At 52.4% G+C, this 18,242-nt stretch carries 14 protein-coding genes; 8 read left to right on the forward strand and 6 right to left on the reverse strand.

Annotated features, from left to right (window positions below; translation table 11 throughout):
- Nucleotides 1-28 precede the first annotated feature (28 nt).
- The 3 genes from CWE23_RS07980 to CWE23_RS07990 form a co-directional block, all read right to left on the reverse strand.
- Complete coding sequence (locus CWE23_RS07980) at nt 29-1,129, reverse strand: CsiV family protein (RefSeq protein ID WP_126819962.1); 1,101 nt, start codon at nt 1,127-1,129, stop codon at nt 29-31.
- Nucleotides 1,126-4,611, reverse strand: coding sequence for a transcription-repair coupling factor (gene mfd, locus CWE23_RS07985; RefSeq protein WP_105306655.1), 3,486 nt, complete (start codon nt 4,609-4,611; stop codon nt 1,126-1,128). The genes CWE23_RS07980 and mfd overlap by 4 nt, the downstream gene beginning before the upstream one ends.
- A gap of 96 nt (nt 4,612-4,707) precedes the next feature.
- Nucleotides 4,708-5,331 carry a PilZ domain-containing protein gene (locus CWE23_RS07990; RefSeq protein ID WP_105306654.1) on the reverse strand — a complete coding sequence of 208 codons (624 nt, stop codon included), beginning with the start codon at nt 5,329-5,331 and terminating at the stop codon, nt 4,708-4,710.
- A gap of 84 nt (nt 5,332-5,415) precedes the next feature.
- Here CWE23_RS07990 and CWE23_RS07995 point away from each other — a divergent pair, with 84 nt between their 5' ends.
- The 3 genes from CWE23_RS07995 to CWE23_RS08005 are packed head-to-tail and all read left to right on the forward strand — an operon-like array spanning nt 5,416 to nt 8,550.
- Nucleotides 5,416-6,642: a lipoprotein-releasing ABC transporter permease subunit gene (locus CWE23_RS07995; protein WP_126819963.1), complete on the forward strand. Its 1,227-nt coding sequence runs from the start codon at nt 5,416-5,418 to the stop codon at nt 6,640-6,642.
- The gene (gene lolD / locus CWE23_RS08000; protein WP_105306652.1) at nt 6,635-7,327 is read left to right on the forward strand and encodes a lipoprotein-releasing ABC transporter ATP-binding protein LolD; all 693 of its coding nucleotides are present in this window, start codon (nt 6,635-6,637) and stop codon (nt 7,325-7,327) included. The genes CWE23_RS07995 and lolD overlap by 8 nt, the downstream gene beginning before the upstream one ends.
- Nucleotides 7,321-8,550: a lipoprotein-releasing ABC transporter permease subunit gene (locus CWE23_RS08005; protein ID WP_126819964.1), complete on the forward strand. Its 1,230-nt coding sequence runs from the start codon at nt 7,321-7,323 to the stop codon at nt 8,548-8,550. Before lolD ends, CWE23_RS08005 begins: the two co-directional genes overlap by 7 nt.
- 7 nt (nt 8,551-8,557) lie before the next feature.
- Here CWE23_RS08005 and CWE23_RS08010 read toward each other — a convergent pair whose 3' ends face one another.
- Nucleotides 8,558-9,082 (reverse strand): DUF2062 domain-containing protein, encoded by a 525-nt coding sequence (locus CWE23_RS08010; RefSeq protein WP_105306650.1) that lies wholly within the window; start codon nt 9,080-9,082, stop codon nt 8,558-8,560.
- A 44-nt stretch (nt 9,083-9,126) separates the two neighbouring features.
- Between CWE23_RS08010 and CWE23_RS08015 the strand changes: the two genes are divergently transcribed.
- Genes CWE23_RS08015 through kdsB form a run of 5 tightly spaced genes read left to right on the forward strand, consistent with a single transcriptional unit; the run spans nt 9,127 to nt 15,162 of the window.
- Nucleotides 9,127-11,418, forward strand: coding sequence for a DNA internalization-related competence protein ComEC/Rec2 (locus tag CWE23_RS08015; RefSeq protein WP_126819965.1), 2,292 nt, complete (start codon nt 9,127-9,129; stop codon nt 11,416-11,418).
- Between the two features lie 58 nt (nt 11,419-11,476).
- A complete protein-coding gene (msbA, locus tag CWE23_RS08020) occupies nt 11,477-13,222 on the forward strand; it encodes a lipid A export permease/ATP-binding protein MsbA (RefSeq protein ID WP_105306648.1) in 1,746 nt (581 codons plus the stop codon).
- A 2-nt stretch (nt 13,223-13,224) separates the two neighbouring features.
- The gene (gene lpxK, locus CWE23_RS08025; protein WP_105306647.1) at nt 13,225-14,202 is read left to right on the forward strand and encodes a tetraacyldisaccharide 4'-kinase; all 978 of its coding nucleotides are present in this window, start codon (nt 13,225-13,227) and stop codon (nt 14,200-14,202) included.
- Between the two features lie 10 nt (nt 14,203-14,212).
- A complete protein-coding gene (locus tag CWE23_RS08030) occupies nt 14,213-14,410 on the forward strand; it encodes a Trm112 family protein (RefSeq protein WP_105307747.1) in 198 nt (65 codons plus the stop codon).
- Nucleotides 14,407-15,162: a 3-deoxy-manno-octulosonate cytidylyltransferase gene (gene kdsB, locus CWE23_RS08035; RefSeq protein ID WP_105306646.1), complete on the forward strand. Its 756-nt coding sequence runs from the start codon at nt 14,407-14,409 to the stop codon at nt 15,160-15,162. Before CWE23_RS08030 ends, kdsB begins: the two co-directional genes overlap by 4 nt.
- Nucleotides 15,163-15,183: 21 nt before the next feature.
- Here the strand turns inward: kdsB and CWE23_RS08040 are convergent, their stop codons facing one another.
- Together CWE23_RS08040 and gltA are read right to left on the reverse strand one after the other, a co-directional pair.
- A complete protein-coding gene (locus CWE23_RS08040; protein ID WP_105306645.1) occupies nt 15,184-16,530 on the reverse strand; it encodes a KamA family radical SAM protein in 1,347 nt (448 codons plus the stop codon).
- A 253-nt stretch (nt 16,531-16,783) separates the two neighbouring features.
- On the reverse strand, nt 16,784-18,064 hold the full coding sequence (gltA, locus tag CWE23_RS08045) for a citrate synthase (RefSeq protein ID WP_105306644.1): 1,281 nt from the start codon (nt 18,062-18,064) through the stop codon (nt 16,784-16,786).
- Nucleotides 18,065-18,242: the final 178 nt, after the last annotated feature.

Below are 18,242 nucleotides of genomic sequence, written 5' to 3' on the forward strand. Positions count from 1 at the left end.
CAATCCTTTTGCTGAAAAACGGTAGTTATCAGTACCGGCGGGCGGACAAGTCCGTGCGCCGAATTTGTATGACCATACCGACGTTGGGGTGGTCAAAATAGTGGGTTTCGTGGCTGATTACCCGGCGCAGTTGATCAAACAAATAAGCGCGTAAAAAGGGCTGCCGAGTGTCTTTACCCTGCAATATCCACTCCGCCTGCTGCTCCAGATCCGCAGGGGTTAAATCCAGCATGTCGACGTCGCGCAAATTAAATGTATTATCAATGTGTAAGTAGTTACCGATAAGGAACACATGCAGCAGGCCATCCAGTTCCCACACACGCTCAGGCTGGTTGTTGTCGGTTAAAGGCTGAGGCCGTTGCTGTTCGCCGGCGGAGAATTCACCGTTGCCGCTGTTAACCGCGTCCAGTAATTGCTCAACACGATCAAGCAACGCTAACTCAGTCGCTGATGCCTCGGCTGACGGCTCGTCAACCGCAAAGCCATCGTAGCGAAAGGCATCGCTGAATTGCTGGCCACCGAACAGGCGGATGGTGTAATTCTGACGTTTACCAAACACTGGCTGTCGCCAGGCCACATGCAGCAAGGGTTTGGCTAATCCTTTGCGCTCCAGTTCACGACGAGTTTCGCTAAGCACATGAGTGGATTTGGGCAGTAAAAACGGCGCACGGGCGCTATGAATGTCGCCGCCGTTACCGTCGATGACGACGTCGGTCTGTTCGATTGTGGCGATGCGCGGTTGTGGCGCCAATGGGTTGCCGGGAATAGGAATCAACTCGCGTTCGTGGTCAAATTGACAGTCAATCTGCAGCGTCAACGGCTCCGCGCGGGTAGCGTCTGCCCCCGGTAACGGCCATTGCGGACAAGGCTCAAGTCCGGCAACCAGTGCCGGGAAGTCGCGGTTGATGTAGGGCGTTAGCAAATCATAACTGCCGGCCACGGGAATCGGCGTTACCGACGCTGGAAAGGTCTCGTTGATATCCTGCTCAACCGTGTGTTTAAACAGCAATACTTCGACTTCAAACCACCGCCAGTAGGCGCGATCGGGTAACTTTGCCTGTACCGGCATAATGGCTAGCCAACTTAACACACTGATTAAGCCCGCATATACTGTACGCCGTAGCGTCATTCGGTCAACTCCTGAGAAAAATCAGTTAGTAACGACTCTATCAGTTTTAGACGGCTTTGAGTATCCTCAAGCGACTGACTGATACGCAATCGATTTGGCCCGTCGAGCTTATAGTGACTTGGTGCTGTTTGCATCAGACGAATAATAGCCTCGGGTTTTACCTTAGTGTCATCTGCGAATTCAAGCACACCGCCTTGATTTCCCATATCGATTTTTCGAATTCCTAACCGTTCGGCCTGATTGCGAAGCGCTGTTTGACGGATTAAGTTTTTCGCCGCATCCGGTAACAAGCCAAAGCGATCGATCAGTTCGACCTGGATGTCCTGTAGCTGTTGTTCGCTGTCACTGCTGGCAATGCGTTTGTATAGACTCAAGCGATTATTGATATCCGGGATGTAATCGTCCGGTAGGAGTGCCGGTATGCGTAAGTCGACTTCAGCCCGTGAGCGGGTTAATCCTTCCAGTGACGGTTCTTTGCCGTCTTTCAGAGCCTGCACCGCCTGCTCCAGCATATCCATGTACAATGAAAAGCCGATACTTTCTATCTGTCCGCTTTGTTCATCACCCAACAGTTCGCCGGCACCACGAATTTCCAGATCGTGGGTAGCGAGCATGAAGCCAGCGCCAAGATCTTCTAATTGAGCGATCGCTTCCAGACGTTTTAGCGCATCTTTGGTCATCCGCTTCGGGTGAGGGGTCAGCAAGTAGGCGTAGGCCTGGTGATGCGAACGTCCGACCCGGCCGCGAAGCTGATGCATTTGTGCCAGTCCGAGGTGATCGGCACGATCCATAATAATGGTGTTAGCGCTGGGGACATCGATGCCGGTTTCGATGATGGTGGTACACACCAGCACATTAAAGCGCTGGTGATAAAAGTCCGACATGATGCGTTCCAGCTCGCGTTCGCGCATTTGACCATGAGCGACGGTGATACGCGCTTCCGGTACCAGTTGTTCAATGTCGCGCGCGGTTTTCTCGATGGTGTCGACGTTGTTGTGCAGAAAATACACCTGTCCACCCCGCAGAATCTCCCGCAAAATAGCTTCCCGCACGGTGGCGTCATCGTACTGGCGGACGAAGGTTTTAACCGCCAGCCGCTTGGCCGGAGGGGTTGCAATAATGGACAGATCACGAATGTTATTCATCGCCATATTCAACGTGCGCGGTATTGGTGTCGCCGTCAGGGTCAGGATATCCACGTCGGCGCGCATACGCTTAATGGTTTCTTTTTGACGCACGCCAAAACGGTGTTCTTCATCAACAATCAACAGCCCCAGATCGTTGCACTTAATGTTCTCCTGCAACAGTTTGTGGGTACCGATAATGATATCAACCTGACCGTTTTCCAGATCCTGCAAAATTTGTTTGGACTGCTTTGCGGTTTTAAAGCGCGACAGTACCTCAACCCGCACCGGCCAATCGGCAAAGCGGTCTTTAAAGTTTTCATAATGTTGTTGTGCCAACAGCGTGGTGGGCACCAGCACCATTACCTGCTTGCCGTCGTTGACCGCGATAAAGGCCGCGCGCATGGCCACTTCGGTTTTGCCGAAGCCAACGTCACCGCAAACCAACCGATCCATTGCCCGCGGAGCTCGCATATCAGCAGTCACTGCAGCGATGGCCTGTTGTTGGTCGATGGTTTCTTCAAACGGAAAACCGTCGGCAAAGCGTTGATAATCCTCTTCGACGATGGTGAAAGGATAGCCGGGCTTGGCTTCCCGGCGCGCGTAGACATCCAGCAGTTCGGCCGCGACATCGCGAATTTTTTCCGCGGCTCGTTTTTTGGCTTTTTCCCAGGTGTCGTTGCCGAGCTTGTGCAACGGCGCGTGATTGTCTTCGCCACCGCTGTAACGGCTTAATACGTCGAGTGAGGCAACCGGTACATAAAGCTTGGAGCCACCCGCGTACTCGATGGTAACGAATTCCGTAGTGACATTACCGGCATCGAGGGTGGTTAATCCCTGGTAACGGCCGACGCCATGTTCAATATGCACCACCGGCTGGCCAATTTGCAGTTCCGCCAGGTTTCTAATCAGCGTGTCCGGACTGACGGTTGCTTTTTGTTCGCGCCGCCGGCGCTGGGCCACCTTGTTACCAAACAATTCGGTTTCAGTGATAAACCAGAGCTTTTCATTCAGCAAATGAAACGAATTAACCACCGGGCTGACCAGTAGCCCCAGTGGCTCAGAACGGTTCAGAAAATCGTCCAGACTGCGAACCGGCGTTAACTGCCAGCCCAGCCGCGCAGTCAATTCCCGCAACGTCTCCTTGCGCCCGGCACTCTCTGCAGAAAACAGCACCCGTTCGCCGTTACTCAGCGCTTCATCGATGCGCCGCGCCAGTTTTGCAAAGGGGTTCTTACTGTGGTGATCGGCGGCAATATCGGTCACGATTTCGGTGTCGAACGTTACCGCTCCTGGCGTCGGTTTATCCGCGGGGATTGCCGTGCGGATGCGGCGCAACTGTTTAAAGCCGGAGTGAATTTCGTTGGCCGGTAAAAACAGTTCATTGGGGTGTAACAATGGCCGTAGCGTGTCGTGACGGCGCTGTTCATAGCGGTGATTAATGTCAGTCCAGAGCCGTTCGAGCGCCCCCTGAATATCACCGAAACTGACCAGTACGGTGTCGTCAGGAAGGTAGTCAAACAGCGTTGCAGTCTGCTCAAAGAATAACGGCAGGTAATACTCGATGCCGCCGGGTAACTGAGATTTACTGACCTGCTGATAGACGGAATCGCGTTCGGTGGTGATGTCAAAACGTTCCCGGAATTGTGCACGAAAACGGTCAATACCGGCTTTGGTTAGCGGAAACTCATGTGCCGGCAGCAGGCGGATTTCCTCAACCGGATCCTGTGATAGCTGTGTTTCCGGATCAAAGGGTCGAATGCTGTCCAGTTCATCATCAAAAAAGTCCAGTCGATAGGGGCTGTTGCTGCCCATCGGGAATAAGTCGAGGATGGAACCGCGGGCACTAAACTCGCCGTGTTCCATGACTTGGTTGACGGAGCGGTAACCAGCCTGTTCGAGTTCGGTACGGAGCGCCAGATGATCCAATTGCTGACCTACCCGGAAAGACATCGCCTGGCTTTTTACAAAATGAGTGGGGGCAATACGCTGCATCAGCGTATTGACGCTGACAATCAGTGCCCCGCGTTTGGCACTTGGCAATCGCGCCAGTACGCTCAAACGCTCAGAGATGATGTCCTGATGCGGTGAAAAGCTGTCATAGGGTAGCGTTTCCCAGTCGGGAAACAAGGTAATGTCGTCATGATACTCAGTGTGTTCGCCGGCAAAGTAGCGAACTTCTTGCTCCAGCCTATGCGCTTGATTGGCGTCGGCAGTAACGATTAACACTCGGCCGGGCGTGCGATCGATAAGTTTTGCCAAGGCCAGGGCTTCGGCACTACCACGCAGATTAACCCAACTGATGTCACGTTCACTTGTGGTCGGGAACGGAGGTTGTAAAACAGATACTTCAGCCATGAGGATCCAACTACCCATTAAAAGACGTGGGCATTATACCGATTTGGCAACGGATTTGGATGACTTATGCGGTTAATCTTGTGCGCTTTTATCCGTTTATGCGTCGTCTGTGGTTGGCTTTGACTGCTGTTGGCGTTGTTGCGCCCGGCGCTTTAATTGGCGGCTTTGCGCATGCAAGCTGGCACGGATGAGGTGTTCCTGATCCTGTTCAAGAATTTGCGCAAATGCCAGGGTCAGTATCTGTTGCTGACGTTCGTCATCATAATCACAGCTGTCGCAGCGCAAATAACAGTAAACCGCCAGTGATTCTTCCTTAAAAAATAATTTCGCCCGAAATAACTGGCCGGCCTCAAAGGGTCGGTTTGATAGCACGCGTAAGCCGCCACCGCCATATTCAATACCATCATAACGTTGCTGCGGGTCGTCTTCATAACGCAATAGGTAACCGAGCATCATCACCATACGTTGGTTCATCTGCTCAAGTAATGTCACCAGAACCGGCGAATGCTGGCTGTCCATCTTTAATTTTTGCAGCAGATCCTGGTCGCTGCCGACCATGTTCGACGCGACTTTGAAGAGTTCCGGCATTTCCTGCTCGAAATCAAACCGGTCGGGCACCTCAAAATCGTCAGCAAGCACTTCCAGATTAACCGGAAATTGCTCAGCAACGGTAAAGAAATCGCCGATTTGTTGTGTCTGAGATATTGGGGAATCCGCCATATTCCGCCCTTTTAGTTGTCAGGCCTGTCACAACTCATTATCCTTGCTCGTTATTAATTAGCAACATTAATTTTTGAGAGGGTAATGTTTCAACCCGTTACGCTGTTCATTGCCATACGTTATGGCCGTGCACAAAAAAGTTCTGCCTTCACGCGTTTCATTAATCGGTTCGCGTTGGGCGGTATCGCGCTGGGAATCATGGCATTGATCGTGGTGATGTCGGTGATGAATGGCTTTGAGCACGAACTGAAACAACGCATTCTTGGTGCTGTGCCCCAGGTGACGCTGACCGCGAAGCAACCACTCAGCGACTGGCAACAGCAGTTGATGGAACTGCCCGAGCATCCGGCAGTCGCATCTACACTGCCGTTAGTGCAAAGCCAAGCGGTTATTCAGGGACGTGACGAAATGGTGGTGGCGATGGCGCGTGGTCGGGTTAGCCATGATAGCAGTGATGGTTTACCGCCACGTTTGCGTGATGCCTTGCGGGTTGGCCAATGGCAGCTACTTAATGAGGGTACGTTTCGGGTGATACTGGGGCAGGCTGTCGCGCAGCGGCTCGGCGTTACGGTGGGCGACTCGGTGCGAATGATTACTGCGGCGGGCGCGGTCTATACGCCCTTTGGCATGGTACCGGCGCAGCGACGCTTTGACGTGGTGGGGATTTTTGCGCTGGAATCGGAAATTGACAGCGGCCTGGTTGTTACCGCCGCAGCGGATCTCAATCGATTGATGCGGCAGCCGGCGGCATCCATTCAGGGGTTCCAGTTGCAATTGACCGATGCCTTTGACGCACCGCGGGTAGCGGCAGCCTATCGTGAGCAAACCGATTATCAGGTGGACGACTGGCGGCAGCAATTTGGTCAACTGTTTAATGCGGTAGCGATGGAAAAACGCATGATGTGGCTAATGCTGGCGCTGATCATTGCGGTGGCCGCCTTTAATACCCTGTCGGCACTGGTAATGGTGATTAATGAGAAGCGTCATGATATTGCCATTTTGCAAACCATCGGCCTGACGCAGCCGCAAATCCGCAGAGTGTTCTTATTACAGGGCAGCTATAACGGCATTATCGGCACGGCTGTCGGGGTGTTGGCGGGATTGCTGATCAGTCTCTTTTTGAACCCGTTGTTATCCCTGTTGGGAGTCAATCTGATGGCGATAAGTCCGGCTGGGCTGCCGGTGTTGATCGACGCTGGGCAGGTGATTATGGTTGCTCTTGCATCACTGATATTGTGCCTGGTCGCCACCGTATATCCCGCCCTAATGGCAGCAAAAACACAACCTTCGGAGGCCTTACGTTATGACTAAGCCATTGTTGCAGGGGCAGCAGCTCAGTAAAGTGTACGATGATGGCAGTGGCCAGGTTACCGTGCTCGATGCCGTAGATTTTAGCGTGGCACCCGCGGAAATGGTGGCTATTGTCGGCGCGTCCGGTTCGGGTAAAAGTACGTTAATGCATTTACTTGCGGGGCTGGATCGGCCAACCCAGGGCAAGGTGTTGTTTAACGGTGAAGATATTACCGGTTGGTCAGCGAGCAAACTGGCACAATGGCGCAATCAAAACCTTGGTTTTGTCTATCAATTCCACCATTTGTTACCCGAATTCAATGCGTTAGAAAATGTGGCGATGCCGTTACTGATTAGCGGTTGTGATAAAGCCACTGCCAGCCGCCGTGCAACCGAGCTGTTGCGGCGGGTTGGGCTGGAACAGCGTATGCACCATCGTCCGGCACAACTGTCCGGTGGCGAACGTCAGCGGGTTGCTATTGCCCGAGCTTTCGCTAACCAGCCCAAATTGATCATAGCCGATGAGCCAACAGGGAATCTCGATGGCGAAACCGCCGAATCCGTTTATCAGCTAATGCTGGAACTGAACCGCGAACAACAAACCGCTTTTATTATTGTCACCCATGACGAACATTTGGCGGCTCAGTTGCAACGAACCGAGCGACTGCAACGGGGACATTTGCAGGGGAGTAGCGGCTCGTGTTGACCTGGAGTATTGCCAGACGATTTCGCCGGCAACGTGGTCACACCGGCTTCTTGAGCTTTATTTCGGCGTCATCGACGTTGGGTATCGTATTGGGGTGCGCGGTATTGATCGTGGCACTGTCGATGATGAACGGCTTTCAGGGAGCGTTGCAAAATCAGTTGTTGCGCGTGGTTCCCCATGTTGAGTATCAGCGGGTTGACGGAACCTTCGATGATTGGCAGGCGATTGCAGAAATTGCCTATCGAGATGAAGCCGTTAGCTCTGTGCGGCCGGTGATAAAGCAAACGGCAATGGTGCAGGCCGGCGCTGAATTCAAAGGCGTGCTGCTACAGGGGATTGCCACGCAGGCTGACGGTCATGACGTGTTTGATTTTATCGCCGCCGATGCGTTGCAGCAATTACAGCAGGGCAGTAACACCGTAGTGCTTGGTGCCGGTTTGGCAGAAGACTTGGCGGTAACGGTTGGTGATACGGTTACGCTGTTGATTGCCGAACGGGGTGAGGATGCCTTTCAGGCACCTAAGCGGCATCGTCTGAAGGTCGTCGGATTATTTGAATTTGGTGGTGAAATTGATCACCAGAACGCTTACACGTCGTTGGCTACGGCGCGCGCATTGGCCGGCATCGAAAGTGGCGTAACCGGTATCCAACTGAGTGTTCGCAATGTTTTTAGCGCGGATGCAGTGGCACAACGAGTCGGTAATCAACTGCCAAGTCTGGTTTATGTTAACCACTGGATGCGCACCCACGGGCATTTGTACCGCGATATTGAGTTGGTGCGTACGGTGATCTATCTGGTGTTAGTCCTGGTTATGGCGGTGGCCTGTTTCAACATTGTCTCGACGCTGGTGTTGACGGTGACAAAAAAGCAGGCACAGATCGCAATGCTGAAAACCATGGGCTTGGCGGACTGGAAGATCATCCTGGTGTTCGTTTGGCAAGGTCTGCAAAACGGCTTATTAGGTGTCTTTTGGGGCGCGCTTGCCGGCATGGGCTTAGCGTGGTTGCTGCCGGATGCCATAGCGGCGCTGGAGGCGTTGTTTGCCGTGCAGGTACTTAATGACGATATCTACTTTGTCAGCCGTATTCCCTCGACCTTACGTTGGCAGGACGTGACCCTTGTGTGTTCGGTCGCCTTGAGCATGAGTTTATTGGCCACACTTTATCCGGCGTGGCGGGCGACCCGGGTTGAACCGGCGCGTGCATTGCACGGCTCGCACTAGTTGCTGCTTATTTGTTGTGGTGGCGTGAACCGGGACGCCGGCGCCAGGCCTTAACCACGGAGCGCCGCCATAAAAATCGAATGCCGAGATAGCCGATAATACTGGCCACGGTACCCAGTACCAGGCAACCGGTAATCAATGACGGACCAATGGTTGAAATACTGCTGAACAGCCAGTCCCAGCTGAGTTCAAAGCTGAACGGCTGTGGCGGCGCCGAGAGCAACCAGTTGCCGACTCGGTAACACAGGTAAAACATGGGGGGCATGGTGATGGGGTTGGAAACCCAGACTAGTCCAACGGAGAGCGGCAAATTTACCCGAAATGGAATAGCTGCAGCGGCCGCCAGCGCCATCTGAAAAGGAACCGGAATAAAGGCGGTAAACAGGCCAACAGCGAATGCTCCCGAAGCGGAGCGGCGGTTTAAATGCCAAAGATTTGCGTCGTGCAATAAACTGCCGAACAGCCGTATAAGCCGAGTTTGCTTAATTTTGTCGTGATCCGGCATCAACTTTTTAATGACACGTCGCGCCATAAAACTACCTGCTAATTGATTATGACCCCTGGTCAGGAGCAACGATGGACCGTTGTTTACTCTCTTTTATTGTGGGAATCGGTATCAGTTTGTTGCTACCGATCACCAACGACAACCTGATCCTATTGAGCATCAGTGCCTGGGCCGTGCTGGTCGGCTATTGGGTACCGCGAGCGCGAGCCGTTGCTACCGCTGTTGTGGCGATATTTTGCGGGATTAGCGTGACAACTGCAACACTAAATTGGCAGGCAACACAGGCTGAGCGACTGCTCAACTCAGGCACCAAGCAATGGCTTGATGTTACCGTGGTTGAAATTCCACAGGTTTTCTCCCACCACACGCGTTTTATTGCATCCATCGAAGTACCGCAGAACGGATTTTTCCCCGCCGTGCTGGCACAACCTAAACTGCAATTGTCCTGGTATGGCGATGATGCTGAACAGATACAACTTGGACAGCGCTGGCGGGCTGAAGTTGCACTGAAGGGGTTTCGCAACTACTGGAACGAGGGCAGTCGTGATTATCTTGCGACCATGCAACGGCGGGGCATTGTCGCCCGGGCAACGGTCAGTCAAGGTCACTTATTGGCTGAAAAAAACGGTTTACGGGCGCGGTTGGTGCGGGTGTTTGAACAGCGCGACGATGGTCATCAGGGCATACTGGCGGCACTGGGCATCGGTGTGCGAGAGTTGCTCAGTGCCGAACAACAGCGTGATTGGCAGCACAATGGTCTCACCCATGCGTTGGCGATATCGGGGTTGCATTTAAGCCTGGTTGGCTGGGCCGGATTGATGATTGGTCGGGTATTGGTGGCAAGGTTGTTGGGTCAACGTTGCTCAAATGCGGGCCTAGAGCAGCGAAGCATTCACCCGTTAAGTTTGTTGGTGGCGTTAAGTATCGCGTTCGGGTATGCCTGGCTCGCCGATTTTTCGATAGCGACCCTGCGTGCCTTAATTATGTTCGCTGTTATTGTTGTGCATCGCGTGTTGGCGTTGAATGTCAGCGCCTGGCAACTGCTATTACGCACCGTTGCGGTGTTGCTGTTGCTCGACCCGCTGGCGTTATTGGATGCGGGATTCTGGCTGTCAGTGACAGCACTAGTGACCATCTTCACGACCTTATGGCGCTGGCGTAGCAAAGGTGCTGTCGGCAAGTGGCAAGGGTTGCTCAGGCTACAGGGTATGTTTTTGGCGGTGATGGCGCCGTTGTCGTTGCATTGGTTTGGCGGTGTGTCAGTCATAGCCCCGGCGATTAATGTGCTGGTACTGCCGGTCATCAGTCTGTGGTTGCTACCGCTGACCTTATTGGGTGTGGTGGCCGAACTGAGCTACGCACATACTTTTGCTGATAACCTTTGGTATCTGGCCGCGTTGCCCATGCATGTTATCGCGCCGTTTTTGAGCTGGACAGCTGAGTTTTCCTGGAGTTGGTGGCAGCCGCCCTTCAAGTTGCCATTGACGGCGTTATTGGCCGTGATGCTGGTAGTGTTGTTACCGCTCTCGCAGCGACTGTTGAAAGCGGTTTTGTTATTGACGGTGCCGCTGGCGCTCAGTGCCTGGCAGGTCAGCCGGCCGCGCGCGGATGATCTTTACCTGCACGTGCTTGATGTCGGGCAGTCGCAAGCGTTGGTGATCGAACGTGCTGGCCGCGCCTGGTTGGTGGATACCGCGATGGGCTATGATTCCGGCTACAATCTGGCGGCAACGGTGATTGAACCCTTCCTACAAAGCCGGCAACTGCAACTTGAAGCCGTGTGGGTGAGTCACCGCGATCGCGATCACAGCGGCGGGGTAAGCTATCTGCAACGAAAATACCCGCACATCAGTTGGTTTGGTGCGTTGACGCCGACACCCTGTGAGGAGGGTATGGAAGGGCGCTGGAACCAGATAAACTGGAAGGTATTATGGCCACCGCGAGTGGCACCACAACATACCAGTAGCAACAATGCGTCGTGTGTACTGTGGTTCCAATACGGTCAATTCACGTTTTTATTGCCTGGCGACATTGAATTCGGTGCTGAGCGCCACATCGCCGAGGCAAACGGCTTTCGACCGGCCGACGTTATGGTTGCACCCCACCATGGCAGTAAAACATCCAGTGGTTGGTTGATGTTGAAGCAGGTGCGGCCGTCATTGATTCTGATCAGCAATGGTGAGCATAAAGGGTTTAACTTTCCGCACCGTTACACAACGCAACGCTATCGGCATCTGCAGCGGCGCTGGTTTAATACTAAGGATCACGGTCAACTGTCGGTGGTCAGTGACGGCCAAGGCTGGCAACTGCTGTTACCTATGGCGCAAAAGCGACTGCGTAAACTCTATCATTTGGGTGACTAGCCATACGCGGTATAAAACAGGTAGAATGCGCGGGTATTTAGCAACTTATCGAGACTGCATGGACTCTCCGAGTTTAAAGAAAAAAACGTTTAGACGTTTACTTGGCTACATTAAGCCCTACAAGCTGACCTTCGCTATTGCCATCCTGGGCATGGTGGGTTTTTCCGCAATCGATACCTGGTTCTTTTCGCAAATAGAGACCTTGATTGACGATGGTCTCGGCAAGGGCAATTCCCGCATCTTGTTTATCGGTGGCCTGATTGTACCGGTGTTTTTTGTCATACGCGGACTGTTTAATGTTGCCAGTAATTATTTTCTGAATTACGTTGGTTTTAAAGTGGTCACACGGATGCGTCAACAACTGTTTGACCATTTAATGAAAGTACCGGTGTCGTTTCACGACCAACATTCCACCGGTGAGCTGATCTCGAAAATTACCTATGACACGCAGCAGGTGGCCGAGGCAACCAGTCGTGCAGTGCTGGTCTTAGTGAAAGACGGCGCTTTTGTTATTGGTCTGCTGGGTTTGATGTTTTACCAAAGTTGGCAGCTATCACTGGTCTTTTTGGTGGTGGGGCCTATCATTGCGAAAATTGTTGGGATTGTGTCGAAGCGCTTCCGTGTCGTCAGCAGTCGCATTCAGACCGCAATGGGTAATGTTACCACCACCGCAGAGCAAATGATCAATGGCCATAAAGTCGTGGTCATGCATGAAGGTCAGAAGGTTGAATCGAAACGCTTCGCGGCGATTAATAACAATACTCGTAACCAGAACATGAAACTGGTTAACACCCGCGCGATAAGTACCTCTGTGATTCAGTTTATTGCCTCGCTGAGTTTGTCGATGGTACTGATCCTGGCAAGCTTCCCGGAAATGCTGGAAAAGCTATCGCCGGGCGCCTTTACCACGTTATTAACCGCGATGATCATGTTGCTGCGCCCGTTAAAGCAGCTAACCAATATTAACAGTGACTTTCAGCGTGGTATTGCCGCAGCAGCCAGTGTCTTTTCGGTACTGGACGAGCCGATCGAAGTGGACAAGGGCACCTTACTGGTGGATCGGGCGCGCGGTGACATTAAATTTAATCACGTTACCTTTGCCTATAATCAACACGATGAACCCGCGTTACAGGACATCAGCTTCGATCTGCACGAAGGCAAAACCGTTGCTTTGGTAGGGCGCTCGGGCAGCGGTAAGTCGACAATTTCGAGTTTGTTGACGCGTTTTTACGACATTTCAGACGGTGAAATTCTGCTCGATGGTCGCAACATCCAGGATTACAAATTGAAGTGTTTGCGTCGCCAGTATGCGCTGGTTTCGCAGCACGTGACCCTGTTTAACGACACCATCGCGAATAATATTGCCTATGGTGCCGCCGGTGACGTGTCCCGGGAGGACATCATTAAGGCGGCCGAGCAGGCGTACGTGACCGAATTCACCGATAATATGCCAAATGGCCTGGATACTATCGTGGGTGAAAACGGCGTCATGCTCTCCGGTGGACAACGGCAGCGAATCGCGATTGCCCGGGCATTATTGCAGGATGCGCCAATATTGATTCTTGACGAAGCAACCTCAGCGTTGGATACGGAGTCCGAACGGCATATTCAGCAAGCGCTCGGAGCGTTGCGCAAAGATCGTACGTCACTGGTGATTGCGCACCGCTTGTCGACCATCGAAAACGCCGATGAAATTCTGGTGATGGACAATGGTCGTATTATCGAACGCGGCAATCATCAGCAATTACTGCAGCAAGAAGGCGCTTATTATCAGCTGTACAACCTGCAATTCAGCGGGGTATAGCCATGTGGCTTCAGCGTCGCTGGTACGATAAAAGATTGCACCCGCTGCTGTATCTGTTGGCGCCATTATCGTTATTATTTTGGTTGTTGACCAACCTGCGCCGCTCGCTGTACCGCTTTGGTTTGTTGCGCACGCACAAGAGCGATGTGCCGGTGATTGTGGTTGGCAATATCAGCGTTGGCGGCACCGGCAAAACACCGCTGACGATAGCGTTGGTCGAGTGTTTAAAAGCACAGGGTTACCGGCCGGGTATTGTTAGCCGTGGTTATGGCGCGCAAGCGAACTTTCCACATACGGTTAGCGTCGATGATGATGCCGCCACCGCGGGTGATGAACCATTGATGTTGCGCCGTAAGTGCGAGTGTCCGGTGGTGACATCACCGCGCCGGGTAGAAGCAATACAGGCGTTGAGACAACAGTACCCCGATGTTGATGTGATCATTAGTGATGACGGGCTCCAGCACTATGCGATGCACCGTGATATCGAGTTGATATTGATTGATGCCGAGCGCGGTATCGGTAATGGTTGGTTGTTGCCCTGTGGACCCTTGCGAGAAGGCCCGTGGCGGTTAAAAGGGGCAGAATGGGTCCTTTCACTGTATGCGCAGCATCCGTTTGCCCAATATGTGGTTGAAGTGACGCCACAGCCGTGGCGACGAGTCATCGACAATGAATCGGTAGCGGCACCGCCGACACCCTGTTATGCGATTGCTGGTATCGGGAATCCGCACCGTTTTTTCCATGGCTTACGACAACAGGGAATCGAGCCGGAACGTTGTCTTGAATTTCCTGACCACCATAAGTTTACGCCGGCAGACTTTGCTGAAGCCGCCGGCAAGACGATACTAATGACGGAAAAAGATGCCGCAAAATGTCGGGAATTCGCAGCGGATAATTGGTTTTATCAGCCAATAGCGGCACAACTACCGGATGATTTGAGCGCAAAGCTGACTCAGCAACTGCGCAAATTGAGTGCTTGAGGATAACACCATGACTATTGACCCGAGTGTACTGGAAGTGATCGCCTGCCCTAATTGTAAGGGCAAACTCACCTATGCCGAACAGGCTAATGAATTGATTTGTCGCGGCGAACGACTTGCCTATCCCATTGATAGTGGTATTCCGGTATTGATGGCGGAACGTGCACGGACGCTGGATAGTGAAGAAATGGAGAAATTAACCGCATGAGTTTTACCGTCATTATTCCGGCACGCTATCAATCATCTCGATTGCCGGGTAAGCCATTAGCGGATATCGGCGGTAAGCCGATGATCCAACACGTGGTCGAACGCGCCGAACACAGCGGTGCCGCGGAAGTGATTGTGGCGACCGATGACGAACGCGTGAAACAGGCCGTCGAACACTTCGGTGGACGGGTAATGATGACGGCGGCCCATCATCAATCAGGGACGGAGCGGCTCGCCGAAGTGGTAGAGTATCTGGCGCTGGCGGAAGATGAGATCGTTGTTAACGTGCAGGGTGATGAACCCTTTATCCCGCCCGAAATCATTCGTCAGGTGGCGGATAACCTTGCCAATCAGCGGCAGGCGCCGATGGCAACGCTATCCGTGCCAATTGACGAAGATGAGGACATTTTTAATCCCAACGTGGTTAAGGTCGTGCGTGATGCTGCCGGCTATGCGTTGTACTTTAGCCGTGCTGCGATTCCCTGGGATCGTGACAATTTTAATGCGCAACGTACCAATGCTGTCATACGCAGCGACGTGTATCATCGCCATATCGGACTTTATGCTTACCGTGCCGGCTTTGTGCGGCGTTATGTTGATTGGCCGGTATCGCCGCTGGAGCAACTGGAATCATTGGAACAACTGCGGGTGTTGTGGCACGGCGAACGCATTCACGTGGCTGAAGCGATTAAGACACCTATGGCAGGTATTGATACGCCAGACGACTTAGCCGCCGCCCGGCGTCGGGTGTAAGTGACGACGCAGTGATGGACGTTAGTCCATCGCTGCCATCTGTGCGTATTCGTCTTCGAAAAAGAACTTCTCTTCGCCGAACGCCGGTTTCAGTTGATGTAACCAGGTTGCATCCGGGTCATATTTAGCGAAAAACGGGCGTTGTACCCAGTCCGGATTGCGACCCTGAATAAAGCGCAGGACAAACACCTTCTCACCGGCGATCTCAGTAACCCCCTGAACTTCTACCTTACCCGGACCGGCACTCATTGACGGACCACGAACGGTTCGAGCGATACCTGACACCTGTTGATAAGCTTGACGGAAAATCTCCCAGGTGCGTTCCAAGGGCACCTCAAAGTAGCGCTTAGCTCCTGTGTCACGTTCAACGAACATATAGTAAGGAATCATGCCCAGGCTGACTTGTTTCTGCCACATGGTTGCCCAGACATCCGGATCGTCGTTAATGTGGCGTAATAATGGCGCCTGGCAACGAATTTGAACACCCGTACTGCGCAATCGACGAATGGCTTCCTGGCAAACTTCCGTGCGCAGCTCATTGTGGTGATTGAGGTGCGCCATGATCGAAACGTGTTTACCGCCATCCACCAGTTTTTCCAGTAAACGCAGTAAGTCATCGGCGTCCGGATCGGTGATAAAGCGATACGGCCAGAAGGTCAGTGATTTTGTGCCGATACGAATGGTTTTAATGTGATCAAACTCCGGCTTCAACAGGTTCTCAAGATAGTGCTGCAACTTGCGCGTACGCATCACCATAGGGTCACCGCCGGTAACCAGCAAGTCCGTCACTTCTTTGTGCTGAGCCAGGTAACGATGTAATTGATCGGCGTCATTAGAGTTGAAACGCGTTGCCTTGCCGACAAACTGCGCCCAGCGGAAGCAGAACGTGCAGTACGAGTGACAATATTGACCCTGAGCCGGGAAAAACAAGACCGTTTCGCGGTACTTATGCTGCATGCCGGGCAGTGGCTCGCCGTCAACGTGAGGCACGTTCATCTGCATTTGTCCGGCCGGATGCGGGTTCATTTCTTGCCGCAACTGAGTGGCCAGATCAAATACTTCGTTGGTGGTGTGCTTGCCGGACATCAAATCCGCCATACGCTGAAAGGCACTCGGATCCAACATATCTTTTTGTGGGAATGTTAGCTGAAACAGCGGATCGTTTGGCACATTTTCCCAGTCAATCAGTTCGTTGAAGACATATTCGTTCACACGGAAGGGCAGCACATTAGCCACCACTTTCATTTCGAAGCGCATGTCTTCAGGGACTCGGTTCAGCGCTTCAATCTTGTCCAACTGGCGATGTTGGTAAACTTTGAAGCGGCGCGGAGTAATGACGGGTTCTTGTACGTTGACTACTTGCTGCATAAGCCTCTCTGTTCGTTGTTCGCGAAAATTGCGCTGTATTATAATTAAAATGAGTCGATATTGCACGAAAACAAAGGAATATAATCGTTCGAGGTCGAACGAGTAGGGGCGTGATGACCGGTTAGCATGGCGCCAGACACTTTCTCAAACAGAGCCATCAAATCCCCTTATCGCCATATCGTTTCTACCGCCGGCATGAAAAAAGGACATAAAAAAAGCGCCCGCAGGGGCGCTTTTTGGGAATCTCAGCAGATTACTTTTTGATCGGGTTGAACGTGCGTTCGGTATGACCGGTATACAACTGACGAGGACGGCCGATTTTCTGGCTTTCTTCGCTCATCATCTCGTGCCAGTGTGATACCCAGCCGACGGTACGCGATAATGCGAAGATTACCGTGAACATGTTGGTTGGGATACCAATCGCTTTCAGCACGATGCCTGAGTAGAAGTCGACGTTCGGGAACAATTTCTTCTCGACGAAGTAGTCGTCTTCCAGCGCGATGCGCTCCAGTTCCATGGCTACGTCCAACAATGGATCGTCGCGGTTCAGTTCTTTCAGTACTTCGTGGCATGACTCGCGCATAACCGTTGCACGCGGATCCATGTTTTTGTAAACACGGTGACCGAAGCCCATTAGACGGAACGGGTCGTTCTTGTCTTTGGCTTTCTCAATGTACTTCGGAATGTTTTCAACCGAGCCGATTTCTGCCAGCATACGCAGGCAGGCTTCGTTAGCGCCACCGTGAGCTGGTCCCCACAGTGATGCCACCCCAGCGGCGATACACGCGTAAGGGTTAGCGCCTGAAGAGCCGGCCAAACGAACGGTCGAGGTTGACGCGTTTTGTTCGTGATCAGCATGCAAGATGAAGATACGATCCATGGCCTTGGCAACGGCTGGGCTGATTTCATAGTCTTCAGCCGGTACTGAGAACATCATGTTAAGGAAGTTCTCGGCGTAGCCCAGGTCGTTACGTGGGTAAACAAACGGTTGACCGATGCTGAATTTGTAAGCCATCGCAGCAATCGTCGGGATTTTTGCGATCAGGCGGTAAGCACTGCGCAGGCGTTGGTCCGCATCATGAATGTCCAGATCATCGTGATAGAACGATGACAATGCGCCAGTAACCGCACACAGCATTGCCATTGGATGCGCATCGCGGCGGAAACCGTTAAAGAAGTTGTGTAAGCCCTGATGCACCATGGTGTGCTTGGTGATGGTCTTTTTAAACTTCTGGTATTCGTCTGAGGTTGGCGCTTCACCGTGTAACAACATGTAGCAGACTTCCAGGTAATCTGCTTTTGTTGCCAGCTCACCGATTGGGTAGCCGCGGTGTAACAACATGCCTTGTTCGCCGTCGATATAGGTGATAGCCGACTCGCAAGAGCCTGTTGCCAGAAAGCCTGGATCAAAGGTGAAATAACCATGTTTTCCAAGAGTGCGGACATCGACTACATCTTTACCGGCAGTAGGTGATAACACCGGCAGTTCGATTGACTGTCCATCAATCTGTAAGGTGGCTTTACGATCAGCCATAAGGAATTCTCCTTGCTTCTACTTTTGAAAAAGTGCGCTAATTTAACTCGAAACTGGTGCCAAATGTCAATTTTTGTAAAGGCGGTTAGATCAAATAGACAACCTTTATACGGTGCAGACATGAAAACAAGATTACAGTTACCGTGGGAAAATTAACCGAGTTAGACTTTAGTCTTAT

The sequence above is a fragment of the Idiomarina aquatica genome (assembly GCF_003987185.1).
GTDB lineage: Bacteria > Pseudomonadota > Gammaproteobacteria > Enterobacterales > Alteromonadaceae > Idiomarina > Idiomarina aquatica.